Source organism: Klebsiella sp. 10 (assembly GCF_018223925.1).
In the GTDB taxonomy this organism is placed as follows: Bacteria; Pseudomonadota; Gammaproteobacteria; order Enterobacterales; family Enterobacteriaceae; genus Klebsiella; species Klebsiella pneumoniae.
Genome location: NZ_JAGRRB010000024.1, coordinates 56,749 through 68,992 on the forward strand (window position 1 = coordinate 56,749; position 12,244 = coordinate 68,992).

Consider the following 12,244-nt stretch of genomic DNA (forward strand, 5'->3'; position numbering starts at 1 on the left):
GGCATTATACAGAGCGTAACCGATTGCATCTACCCTTTTTTGCAAATAATACTTGCCATCCCCTCTGAGCGCGTTACTATCGACTGAATAACCTGCTGATTTAAAGTTTGATCTTGCTCACATGTTACCCTCTCAATCCCCCGCAATTTTTACCGTAAGCCGCCTCAATCAGACGGTGCGTCTGCTGCTTGAGCGCGAAATGGGCCAGGTTTGGATCAGCGGCGAGATCTCTAACTTCAGCCAGCCCTCCTCCGGCCACTGGTACTTCACCTTAAAAGACGATAACGCCCAGGTGCGCTGCGCGATGTTCCGCAACAGCAACCGCCGGGTCACGTTCCGCCCGCAGCACGGGCAGCAGGTGCTGGTTCGCGCCAACATCACGCTGTATGAGCCGCGCGGCGACTACCAGATTATCGTCGAAAGCATGCAGCCCGCCGGCGAAGGGTTGCTGCAGCAGAAGTATGAGCAGCTGAAAGCGCAGTTAACGGCGGAAGGACTGTTCGAGCAAAAACATAAGCAGGCGCTCCCCTCTCCCGCCCACTGCGTCGGCGTCATCACCTCGAAAACCGGTGCCGCGCTGCACGATATTCTCCATGTGCTCAGGCGCCGCGATCCCGGGCTGCCGGTGATCATCTACCCAACCGCGGTCCAGGGTGACGACGCCCCCGGGCAGATTGTGCGCGCCATCGCGCTGGCCAACGCGCGCCAGGAGTGTGACGTACTGATTGTCGGACGCGGCGGCGGTTCGCTGGAGGATCTGTGGAGTTTTAACGATGAGCGGGTGGCGCGGGCTATTTTCGCCAGCCAGATCCCTATCGTCAGCGCCGTCGGCCATGAAACCGACGTCACGATCGCTGATTTTGTTGCCGACCTGCGGGCACCGACTCCCTCAGCCGCCGCGGAAATCGTCAGCCGCAACCAGCAGGAGCTGCTGCGCCAGCTGCAGTCCGGACAGCAGCGGCTGGAGATGGCGATGGACTATTTCCTCGCCAGTCGCCAGCGCCGTTTTACCCAGCTGTTCCATCGCCTGCAGCAACAGCATCCACAGCTGCGCTTGGCCCGCCAGCAGACCGCCCTGGAACGCCTGCGCCAGCGGATGCGTATCGCCGTGGAGTCACAGCTTAAGCGCGCAGAACAGCGGCAAAAGCGCACCGTTCAGCGTCTGAATCACTACAACCCGCAGCCACGGATCCACCGCGCGCAGTCGCGGATCCAGCAGCTGGAATACCGGCTGGCGGAAATTATGCGTGGCCGCCTCAGCGAGCGGCGTGAACGGTTTGGCAACGCGGTGACCCATCTGGAGGCGGTGAGCCCCTTAGCCACCCTGGCGCGGGGCTACAGCGTCACCTCGGTGAGCGACGGTACGGTGCTGAAGCAGACAAAACAGGTCAAAACCGGCGATCTGCTCACCACCCGCCTGAAAGACGGCTGGGTCGAAAGCGAAGTGAAGCAGATCGCGACGGTGAAAAAAACGCGGGCCAGAAAGCCTTCGCCCACTAAACCAGCGGAATAAATTCCACCCGTTTTTTCGAGATAAGGCCATGCCCATGCTGGCAAAAGTAATCCACCGCGCCGCACGCCTTCAGCACCTCCAGCGGCTGGTGGCATTCCGGGCAGCGGGCCTCAAGGGTAAATACCCTTTCGCACTGGGCGCAATGCGCGCTACTGCCTTTGACATCTAACGGCGCGTGGCACAGAGGGCAATCAAGTTCCATAACCATTCCTTTCAACGTTTATCTGCACCTATTTTATCATGTTCCGGGTTTAATGCGGGCCGCGTAATTGCTGCTGCAACCTGAGCAGCCATTCCACTTCCTCAAGCCTACGCTGCGTTAGCCCGGCCACGCTGTCCGGCGCCCGGATAAACAGATTATCAGCGCCGAGGATCTGCTCATCAAGACAGTGCGTATAGATCGCCCCGGGCCGGGTCCAGCGCTGCACCCGCTCGCCGTCCTGTAGCGTCACCACTTCGCCCTCAGGGGCGCGATCGAAGGTAATTATTCGCCCGTCCCGCAGTCCTATCCGCATTCCCTTTTGCCCGCCCGCGGGACCCGCGTATTTGTTGAGCCAGATATTGAGCGGGATAGTGCCCAGGGTTCCCTGCAGATGCGCCTCCCCCTCGGCAGTGCTCGTATCCCCAGGAGCAATGTCATGGCCGAGGCGGTCTTTCGCCACCCGAAGGGAAAGGCTCAGCGCCGTATCGCCTCCGCTGGCGTGCAGGGTTTCGCGGAGCATCGCCAGGACATGGGTGCCGATATCGAGGATCACCCCATCAGGGTGACGCAGCTGCCGGGTATCCAGCTCCCCGGTGGCAAAATTGAGTGCGACCGGCTCACCAGCGCTGTTAAAGCCGCTTGGCTCCTGCAAATAACCTTCGATCCAGACGATATCCTGCGCTGACAGGTGCGGCGGAGGCAGGCCGCTGGCCTCCCCTTCCGCCCGCCACAGCGGGCCAGGAGCGTTCAGCGCAACGCCTCGCGCCATCCAGTGGTCAAGAGCCAGCACCCGCGCGGCCTGCTCAAGGTTGGCCACGATCGGCTTTTCCACCACGATGCGGGAAATGCCGCTGGCTAACGCCCTCTCCAGTACGGGCAGATGCTGAAGTGATGAGGTGGTAATGAAGAGCGTATCCAGGGGTTCGGCCAGCAGCGCCGACAGCGAACTACAGCGCTGGATCCCCGGCAGCGCTCTGCTGCAGTCCAGGTCATAGCCCTGGCAGCGGTCGATGACGTCCCCCAGGCGACGCAGCGCCGGTAAATAGGCGGTTTCCACCACCGCGCCGAGGCCGATAAAACCAATCTGCATAGTAAGTCCACCTTTGAGCCGCTCTGTTCCCGGCGAAGTATCGCGGGATTATGGCGGAAGGTTTTGACATTTACCGGCATGGCGGCCACAAAAAACCCGCCGAAGCGGGTTTAATGATTATTTGCTTTTCTTGATGTGCTTGATCAAGCGCTTACGTTTACGCATCTGGTTCGGCGTCAGGGTGTTACGCTTGTTAGCGAACGGGTTTTCCCCTTCCTTGAACTGGATACGGATCGGCGTGCCCATCACGTCCAGGGATTTACGGAAGTAGTTCATCAGATAGCGCTTGTAGGAATCCGGCAGATCCTTGACCTGGTTACCGTGGATCACCACGATAGGCGGGTTGTAGCCCCCGGCGTGGGCGTATTTCAGCTTCACGCGACGGCCACGCACCAGCGGTGGCTGATGATCTTCCGCCGCCATGTTCATGATCCGGGTCAGCATCGCGGTGCTTACGCGGCGCGTAGCGCTGTCGTAGGCTTCGCGTACCGATTCAAACAGGTTGCCGACGCCGCTGCCGTGCAGGGCGGAGATGAAGTGCACCCGGGCAAAGTCGATAAAGCCCAGACGATAGTCGAGGGTCTCCTTCACCTGCTCCTTCACTTCCTGACTCAGGCCATCCCACTTGTTAACGACGATCACCAGCGAACGGCCGCTGTTGAGGATAAAGCCCAGCAGCGAGAGGTCCTGGTCGGAGATCCCTTCGCGAGCATCGATCACCAGCAGCACGACGTTGGCGTCTTCAATCGCCTGCAGCGTTTTGATCACCGAGAACTTTTCCACGACGTCGGTGATTTTCCCGCGCTTGCGCACCCCGGCGGTATCGATGAGCACGTATTCGCGCTCGTCACGCTGCATCGGGATATAAATGCTGTCACGGGTGGTGCCCGGCATATCGTAGACCACCACGCGATCTTCACCGAGGATGCGATTGGTGAGGGTTGATTTACCGACATTAGGACGCCCGACAATCGCCAGCTTGATCGGCAGATCCTGCGGATTGAAGTCGTCTTCCGGCTCTTCTTCCGCTTCGCCATTCTGCTCGGCTTCGAATTTCGCCCAGTATTCGGCGTCTTCATCCACTTCTTCCTGCGGATTAACCTCATCTACCCATGGCAGCAGGGCCTGCTCCAGCAGGCTGGTCACGCCGCGGCCGTGCGAAGCGGCAATCGGATAGATATCGCCCAGGCCGAGCGACCAGAAGTCCGCCATTGCCTGGTCGACGTCGATGCCGTCGGTTTTGTTAGCCACCAGGAAGGTGGGCTTTTCACGAGAGCGCAGGTGTTTAGCGATCGCGATGTCCGCCGGCATCAGGCCCGCGCGCGCATCGACCATAAACAGCACCACATCGGCCTCTTCGATTGCCAGCAGCGACTGCTCCGCCATCCGGGTTTCCACGCCCTCTTCCGTACCATCAATACCACCGGTATCGATACAGATGAATTCGCGGCCTTCGACTTCGGCCCGACCGTACTTACGGTCACGAGTCAGCCCCGGGAAATCCGCAACCAGCGCATCACGAGTGCGCGTCAGGCGGTTAAAGAGCGTGGATTTTCCAACGTTAGGGCGCCCGACAAGCGCGACCACAGGTATCATGTTAAATGCCTCATACAATCACTAAGCAACATCGTCTTAACGACGTTTTTAAAAAAGTCAAAACGGCCCCTGTCTGCCAGGGGCCGTTTCTTAATCACTCACGACAGCGGTAATTAACGCGTAATCGCGTACAGCGTACCGTCTTTCGCCTGGATCAGCAGTCGACCATCGGCAACCACCGGGTCGGTCAGGAAGCCGGAACTATCGACTTTCTGCTGCGCCACAAAATGGCCATCTTCCGGATTAACCCAGTGCATGTAGCCTTCGCTATCGCCGACGACCAGATTGCCATTATACAACACCGGCGCGGTCAGCAAACGGTGCAGCAGATCGCTTTGCGTCCACAGGGTTACACCGCCGTCGGTGGTCAGTGCCAGCAGGCGATCGTTCTGGTCTACCAGGTAGATACGGTTACCATCGACGATGAAATCATTCACCGAACCCAGCTCGCGTTTCCACATAATCTGGCCGCTACGCAGGTCCAGCGCGGTCAGGTTACCGTTATAAGCCAGCGCATAAACCACACCGTTAACGATGATCGGCGTCGTGTCGACGTCGTTCAGGCGGTCAATTTCCGTCGGGCCGGTGGCCGTAGAAATACGCTGCTGCCAAATCATCTGCCCCTGCTGCATCAATACTGCACTGACGCGGCCGTTGTCGCCGCCGACGATCGCCGCGCCGTAGGCGGTCGCAGGCGCAGACTCGCCGCGCAGGGAGAGCGCCGGCATATCGAGGTTAACGGTCCACTTCACGGCCCCATCGGTCTCGTTTAGCGCCTGCAGCTGGCCGTTACTGGTATGCACCAGCACCATGCCATCGCTCACCACCGGACGCGACAGCGCCTCGCCGGCGACACGGGTTTGCCAGGCCACGGTACCATCGCTGGTATTCAGCGCATAAAGCTGCGCTTTCTCGCTGCCGATATAAACATGGCCGCCAGAGACGGTCACCCCGCCAGAAAGCAGCGCTGGCGTGCGCGAGAACCAACCATCTTTCTCCGCCAGATTCACCGACCACACCTCTTTGCCGTCGTCGGCGTTCAGCGCTTTGACGGTGCCTTTACGGTCAGCAGCATACACTACGCCGTCGGCAAAGGCCGGATGAAGGTTAGAGTAAAATTCGCCGATACCATCGCCAACCGAGGTGCTCCAGGACGTGGACGGCGTAAACTGGTTTTCTACCGTCGGCAGCGGTGACATTTTCACCACATCTTCTTCGCTATTAAACAGCGAACACCCGCTCAGCAAGGTAACGGAAAGCAGCCCTGGCAACAGTAATTTACGCAATTGCATCGAGTCCCTCTCAGATGGACAAATTATTCATTTTCATACGCATCATTTCGCTGAGCGCAGGAGAAGCATCGCTTTTCACGCCAGCTTCCCACGCCGCACGGGCCCCTTGCTTATCGCCTTTGCTCAACAGAATTTCGCCGCGCAAATCGGCCACAATGGCGGTCCAGCCCTCACCTTTGATGCTGTCGAGGGTTTTCAGCGCCGCATCAGCCTGTTTCATTTGCAGCTGAACGCGGGCCAGACGCATACTGATAACCGATTTCAGATTATCATCAGATGCGGCCGCCAGCCCCTGCTGCAGCTGCTTTTCAGCGTTCGGCAGATCGTTCTGTTCAACAAAATGCTGTGCCAGCTCGAGAGAGGCGAAGGCGCCGTAGGTATTTTTATTGTCAGCCGCGAATTTCTCTGCCCCTGACAGCACTTCTGGCGTATTCGATTTCAGCGCGGAAGTCGCCTTCTCGTAAGCCAGCGACGCGTCTCTGGCGGTATCCTGCTGATGGGAGGTCCAGTAGCGCCAGCCTACCAGCGCGCCAATCCCTAAAATCACCCCGACCGCCAGCGCTTTGCCGTTTTCGGCAAAGAAGCGCTTCAGCGCATCGACCTGATCGTTCTCGTTGTTAAAAGTTTCCACGCAGTCCTTCTCCTGACTAATAATTCCCGGGAGATTAACCCAGAAGTGTGCGCAAATGCGCGGCAACGCTCTCCTGCGTTACGGTAGTTTGCTCACCTGAGCGTAAATCCTTCACTACCACGTTTCCGTCAGCAATCTCTGATTCACCGACCACCAGCGCGACGCGCGCCCCCCACTTGTCAGCGCGGGCGAACTGCTTCTTAAAGTTGCCGCCGCCGTGGTTGGTCATCAGCTTCACGCCGGGCAGCGCATCGCGAACCTGCTCAGCCAGACGCATTGCAGCAGACTGAGTATCGGTCCCGGAGGCTACCAGGTATATATCGACAACAGGATCGGCTTTAAATTCCGGATTCACTGCCTGGACCAGTAAAACAAGACGTTCCAGCCCCATGGCAAAACCCACGCCCGGGGTAGCGCGACCGCCCAGCTGCTCAACCAGGCCGTCGTAACGACCGCCGGCGCAGACGGTGCCCTGGGAACCAAGGCTGGTGGTCACCCACTCGAACACGGTGCGGTTATAGTAATCAAGGCCGCGCACCAGGCGCTGGTTGACGGTGTAGCGGATCCCGGCATAGTCAAGCAACGCGCGCAGGCCGGCAAAGTGGGCTTTCGACTCTTCGTCAAGATAATCGCCGAGCGCCGGCGCGTCGTTGAGCAGCGCCTGAACGTCCGGGTTTTTGGAGTCCAGCACCCGCAGCGGGTTGGTATACATCCGGCGTTTACTGTCTTCATCCAGTTTATCGGTAAACTGCTCCAGGTATGCCACCAGCGCGTCGCGGTAGTTGGCGCGCGCTTCCAGCGAACCGATGGAGTTCAGCTCCAGGCTGACGTGTTCGGAGATGCCCAGCTCACGCCACCAGCGCGCGGTCAGCATAATCAGCTCCGCGTCGATGTCCGGGCCCTGCAGGCCAAACACTTCGGCGCCGATCTGGTGGAACTGGCGGTAGCGACCTTTCTGCGGGCGCTCGTGACGGAACATTGGCCCGACGTACCACAGACGCTGTTCTTGATTGTACAGCAGACCATGTTCGATGCCGGCACGTACGCAGCCCGCCGTCCCTTCCGGACGCAGCGTCAGGCTGTCGCCATTGCGGTCTTCGAAGGTATACATCTCTTTTTCAACCACGTCGGTCACTTCGCCGATCGCGCGTTTGAATAACGGGGTCTGCTCTACAATCGGCAAACGGATTTCGCTGTAACCGTAGCTACCGAGCACCTGCTTCAGTGAGCCTTCAATGCGCTGCCAGAGAGCGGTTTCGCCCGGCAGATAATCGTTCATGCCACGGATGGCTTGAATGTTCTTTGCCACGTTTATTCTCTTTATATATACAAAAATGAACCCCGGCGCCTCGCGCCCGCAGGTTCAATCATACACGGGAAGCGTATCGCTTCCCAACACGTTATTTTGCTTCAACCTGTTGAACGTCAATCCGACGGGCTTCATCGAGCATCGAGGCTTTGGCGCGGATCCGCGCTTCCAGCTGGTCGATCATGTCGTTGTTGTCCAGGCGATCTTTACGCACGCCGTCTTCATACAGGCCGCTTTTCTTGTTGCCGCCGGTGACGCCAAGGGTGGAGACCAGCGCTTCGCCCGGGCCGTTCACCACGCAACCGATGATCGAAACATCCATCGGGGTGATGATATCTTCCAGACGCTGCTCCAGAGCATTCACCGTACCGATAACGTCAAACTCCTGGCGTGAACAGGTCGGGCAGGCGATAAAGTTAATGCCGCGGGAACGAATACGCAGAGATTTGAGGATATCGAAGCCGACCTTGATCTCTTCCACCGGATCCGCCGCCAGCGAGACGCGCAGCGTATCGCCGATCCCCTCGGACAGCAGTAGTCCCAGACCGATCGCCGATTTTACCGCGCCGCTGCGCGCGCCGCCCGCTTCGGTGATCCCGAGATGCAGCGGCTGATCGATCTGTTTCGCCAGCAGACGATAGGATTCCACCGCCAGGAAGACATCGGAGGCTTTAACGCTGACTTTAAACTGATCGAAGTTCAGACGATCGAGATGATCGACATGACGCATGGCGGATTCGAGCAGCGCCTGCGGCGTCGGCTCGCCATATTTTTCCTGCAGATCTTTTTCCAGCGAGCCGGCGTTGACGCCGATGCGGATCGGGATGTTTTTATCGCGAGCGCAATCTACAACCATGCGGATGCGCTCTTCGTTGCCGATGTTGCCCGGGTTGATACGCAGGCAGTCGACGCCATATTCCGCCACTTTCAGCGCAATACGGTAGTCAAAGTGGATATCGGCGACCAGCGGGACGTTAACCTGCTGTTTGATAAGTTTGAACGCCTCAGCAGCGTCCATCGTCGGAACAGAGACACGGACAATGTCCGCGCCTACGCGCTCTAACGCTTTGATTTGATTTACGGTCGCCGCCACATCGGTGGTGCGCGTATTGGTCATTGACTGAACGGCGATGGGAGCCCCATCGCCAATTGGCACATTACCAACGTAAATACGTTTAGATTTTCTACGTTGAATCGGAGCCTGGTTATGCATGAAAAATCTCCCGCGTTACCCGTCTGTTACTGCGCCGGTGATGCTTCGGCATTGAGGGTCAGACGCGCAACCTGGTTAGTTCTGATAAAACGACTTAAATCGACAGGCTTGCCCAGATACTGGATCTGTACCGCGGCCGGGGCGCCAATTTTCAGCTTATACGGCGCCTGACCGCTCAGGTTCAGGTTACCGCCTTTACGCTGCAGGCCGCTGAACAGTTTTTTACCGGTGGCATCGCTCACTTCCAGCCAGCAGTCGGCGGAAAAGTTCATCACCAGATCCTGCGCCGACGCCGCCGGAGTCGTGACGTTCGCCTGATCGGTCGGCAACGGCGAGGCTGGGGTGGTAGCCGGAGCTGCCGGCGTCGTCCCCGCGGTATCGACATTGGCCTGGGAAGGCGCCACGACAGCGTTATTATCCGCTGGCGTCTGGGCCGGCGCGCTGGTGGTCGGTGCGCTGGCGGTATCGGTTGGCGCGCTGTTCGCGGCGCTATCGGCGGTCGGGGCTGCAGGGGCGCTGGTATCCAGCGGCACGTTCTGGCTGTTGGCGTCGCCGCCGTTCAGCTCTGCGGAAGACTGATCGGCCATGGTCGAAATCTCTTCCTGCTGCGCCTTATGGTCTTGCCACCACCAGGCGCCGCTCAGACCGATAACCACAAACAGCACCAGCCAGGTGAAGCTCATCAGCCAGCCGTCGCGCTTTTTGCGGCGCTTGCCTAAAGAGAAACTCTGCATTGGCGCGACTTTCGCCGCGCGGATGGGCGCCTGCTTGGCCATCATCGGCAGCAGCTCGTCTTCTGGAATATGTACGAGGCGAGCGTAGGAGCGGATGTACCCGCGCAGGAAGGTGGAGGCGAGGTCGGCGGGGGCCTTATCGTCTTCAATATCACGAACCGTGGACACCTTCAGGCATAAGCGTTCGGCCACCGCTTGCTGGCTAAGTCCGAGTTGTTCGCGGGCGTGACGCAGACGCGCGCCCGTGGTGTTTGCTTCTTGATGATCTTGAGTGGCTTCAGTATTCATTCGCTACAACTACTGGTACGTGAAATTTAAAGTTCAGCGCGGGAAAAAGCCGGCGCCGCGAGACATCTGTGCTACGTCAGCCTCACAGTATAGGACTGTCAGCCGCGCGATCACAGAGACGAATCAAAATTGAATGCTAAGCGGTTGTTGTGCCGCTACATACTGCCTCAAAGTCGACAAAAACGCACCGTAATTATTAACCGAATCAGCGTATTTCGCCTGGCTATCGGCCATAAATATGACCCGTGCCGCCTGCGCTGCACGGGTCATCATTTGTCAGACCGCTTTTACGTCAATCGCTTCGCCCTGCATCCGCTTACGCAGCGTACGCTTGGTACGGTCAATGACGTCGCCCGCCAGCTGGCCGCAGGCGGCATCGATATCGTCGCCGCGCGTTTTACGCACGATGGTCGTAAAGCCGTACTCCATCAGGACTTTGGAGAAACGGTCGATGCGGCTGTTGGAGCTGCGGCCATACGGCGCGCCCGGGAACGGGTTCCATGGGATCAGGTTGATCTTGCACGGCGTATCTTTCAGCAGCGCCGCCAGCTCATGGGCGTGCTCGGTGCCGTCGTTGACGTGATCCAGCATCACGTACTCGATGGTCACCCGGCCCTGGTTGGCGTTGGACTTCGAAATATAGCCGCGCACCGAGTTGAGGAACGTCTCGATGTTGTACTTTTTGTTGATCGGGACGATTTCGTCACGAATGGTGTCGTTCGGCGCGTGCAAGGAGATCGCCAGCGCAACGTCGATCATATCGCCGAGTTTATCCAGCGCCGGCACCACGCCGGAGGTAGACAAGGTCACACGACGCTTGGAAAGGCCAAAGCCGAAATCGTCGAGCATGATTTCCATCGCCGGAACGACGTTGTTGAGGTTCAGCAGCGGCTCGCCCATGCCCATCATTACTACGTTGGTAATGGGACGCACGCCGGTGGTCTTCACCGCGCCGACGATCTTCGCCGCGCGCCAGACCTGGCCGATAATTTCGGATACCCGCAGGTTGCGGTTAAAGCCCTGCTGGGCGGTGGAGCAGAATTTGCACTCCAGCGCGCAGCCTACCTGGGAGGAGACGCACAGGGTGGCGCGGTCTTCTTCCGGGATATAGACGGTCTCGACGCGCTGATCGCCAACGGCAATCGCCCATTTAATGGTCCCGTCGGTTGAGCGTTGCTCTTCAACCACTTCCGGGGCGCGGATCTCCGCCACTTCTTTCAGTTTACTGCGCAGGACTTTGTTGATGTCGGTCATCTCATCAAAGTCGTCGCAGCAGTAGTGATACATCCATTTCATCACCTGATCGGCGCGGAAAGGCTTCTCGCCCATGTTTTTGAAAAACTCGCGCATCTGCTGACGGTTTAAATCCAGCAGGTTGATTTTGGCATCTTTGTTCGGCACCGTCAGAGCGGCGGTATCAGGCGTGACAATTTGTTCAGACATAATATTTTCCGGCCTCGTTATTACACGTTATGGCCCCAGGTGGGTTGAAAAAGAAACGCCCCGGAGAGCGACTGCTCGTCCAGGGGCGCTATATTCTACAAATTCTGGCGCATCATTGCCACGTTTGCACAAAGCAATGAAAAAAAATCTGTAACTGACTGCTCAATCCTCTAAGGCTTTTCGATTGTCGCAAGGCGGCAAGCAAGTGACAAATTCGTCGGGAACGAATTTGACCAGCCGTAGGCTGGCCTCCGGTGAGAGGCAGGAGCCTCTCATTAATCCCCGGGAGCATAGATAACTATGTGACCGGGGTGCGCGAAGGAAGCCAACAATGCTGTGGCGTGAAAGACGCAGGAGATTAGCGAGTGCGCGGGCAAACCTCGCCTTCAGCAAAGAAGAACGCGATTTCGCGGGCAGCGGATTCTACAGAGTCGGAACCGTGGGTGCCGTTCTCGGTGAAGCTGTCAGCGTAGTCAGCGCGCAGGGTACCCGCCAGGGCGTTTGCCGGATTGGTGGCGCCCAGCAGGTCACGGTGACGCTGTACCGCATTTTCGCCTTCCAGAACGGAAACCACGATCGGGCCGGAGGTCATGAACTCAACCAGACCGTCGAAGAACGGGCGACCTTCGTGCTCAGCATAGAAACCACGAGCCTGTTCAACGGTCAGGTGCAGCATTTTGGTGCCGACGATTTTGAACCCTGCAGCTTCAAAGCGGGAAAAGATGCTGCCAATAACGTTTTTTGCCACCGCGTTTGGTTTGATGATGGAAAAAGTACGTTCAATAGCCATGATTACCTCTAATTAAATGTTCTGTTGTTGCACATACGATTGTATGGCCTGGCGCGCATTATAATGAGCATCCCCGCCCCTGCCTACGGATGAAGGTAACATTTTGTTAAAATAAGATGAGTATTGAAAACACAAACCGCCAA

The 12,244-nt window shown here is 58.1% G+C and carries 11 protein-coding genes; 1 reads left to right on the top strand and 10 read right to left on the bottom strand.

Annotated elements, in window-relative coordinates; all coding sequences use genetic code 11:
* Nucleotides 1–121 precede the first annotated feature (121 nt).
* Complete coding sequence (xseA, locus tag KHQ26_RS23830; protein ID WP_004174856.1) at nt 122–1,513, top strand: exodeoxyribonuclease VII large subunit; 1,392 nt, start codon at nt 122–124, stop codon at nt 1,511–1,513.
* Here the strand turns inward: xseA and KHQ26_RS23835 are convergent.
* The 10 genes from KHQ26_RS23835 to ndk all read right to left on the bottom strand — a co-directional run bounded on the left by KHQ26_RS23835 (nt 1,497) and on the right by ndk (nt 12,101).
* Nucleotides 1,497–1,715, bottom strand: coding sequence for a zinc ribbon domain-containing protein (locus KHQ26_RS23835; protein ID WP_004144303.1), 219 nt, complete (start codon nt 1,713–1,715; stop codon nt 1,497–1,499). The two genes, xseA and KHQ26_RS23835, sit on opposite strands and share 17 nt — an antisense overlap.
* Before the next feature lie 49 nt (nt 1,716–1,764).
* Nucleotides 1,765–2,805, bottom strand: a complete 1,041-nt coding sequence (locus KHQ26_RS23840) for a Gfo/Idh/MocA family oxidoreductase (protein WP_049124060.1) — start codon at nt 2,803–2,805, stop codon at nt 1,765–1,767.
* A 117-nt stretch (nt 2,806–2,922) separates the two neighbouring features.
* The gene (der, locus tag KHQ26_RS23845) at nt 2,923–4,401 is read right to left on the bottom strand and encodes a ribosome biogenesis GTPase Der (RefSeq protein WP_004144309.1); all 1,479 of its coding nucleotides are present in this window, start codon (nt 4,399–4,401) and stop codon (nt 2,923–2,925) included.
* 113 nt (nt 4,402–4,514) lie between these two features.
* Nucleotides 4,515–5,693 carry an outer membrane protein assembly factor BamB gene (gene bamB, locus KHQ26_RS23850; RefSeq protein ID WP_002913889.1) on the bottom strand — a complete coding sequence of 393 codons (1,179 nt, stop codon included), beginning with the start codon at nt 5,691–5,693 and terminating at the stop codon, nt 4,515–4,517.
* 10 nt (nt 5,694–5,703) lie between these two features.
* On the bottom strand, nt 5,704–6,324 hold the full coding sequence (locus tag KHQ26_RS23855; protein ID WP_002913890.1) for a YfgM family protein: 621 nt from the start codon (nt 6,322–6,324) through the stop codon (nt 5,704–5,706).
* A 34-nt stretch (nt 6,325–6,358) separates the two neighbouring features.
* Complete coding sequence (gene hisS / locus KHQ26_RS23860) at nt 6,359–7,633, bottom strand: histidine--tRNA ligase (RefSeq protein ID WP_004174851.1); 1,275 nt, start codon at nt 7,631–7,633, stop codon at nt 6,359–6,361.
* A 91-nt stretch (nt 7,634–7,724) separates the two neighbouring features.
* Nucleotides 7,725–8,846, bottom strand: coding sequence for a flavodoxin-dependent (E)-4-hydroxy-3-methylbut-2-enyl-diphosphate synthase (ispG, locus tag KHQ26_RS23865; protein WP_002913892.1), 1,122 nt, complete (start codon nt 8,844–8,846; stop codon nt 7,725–7,727).
* Between the two features lie 26 nt (nt 8,847–8,872).
* Nucleotides 8,873–9,868, bottom strand: coding sequence for a cytoskeleton protein RodZ (rodZ, locus tag KHQ26_RS23870; protein ID WP_004174849.1), 996 nt, complete (start codon nt 9,866–9,868; stop codon nt 8,873–8,875).
* A 276-nt stretch (nt 9,869–10,144) separates the two neighbouring features.
* A complete protein-coding gene (locus KHQ26_RS23875; protein WP_002913894.1) occupies nt 10,145–11,311 on the bottom strand; it encodes a bifunctional tRNA (adenosine(37)-C2)-methyltransferase TrmG/ribosomal RNA large subunit methyltransferase RlmN in 1,167 nt (388 codons plus the stop codon).
* Between the two features lie 358 nt (nt 11,312–11,669).
* Nucleotides 11,670–12,101 (bottom strand): nucleoside-diphosphate kinase, encoded by a 432-nt coding sequence (gene ndk / locus KHQ26_RS23880; protein ID WP_004144312.1) that lies wholly within the window; start codon nt 12,099–12,101, stop codon nt 11,670–11,672.
* Nucleotides 12,102–12,244: the final 143 nt, after the last annotated feature.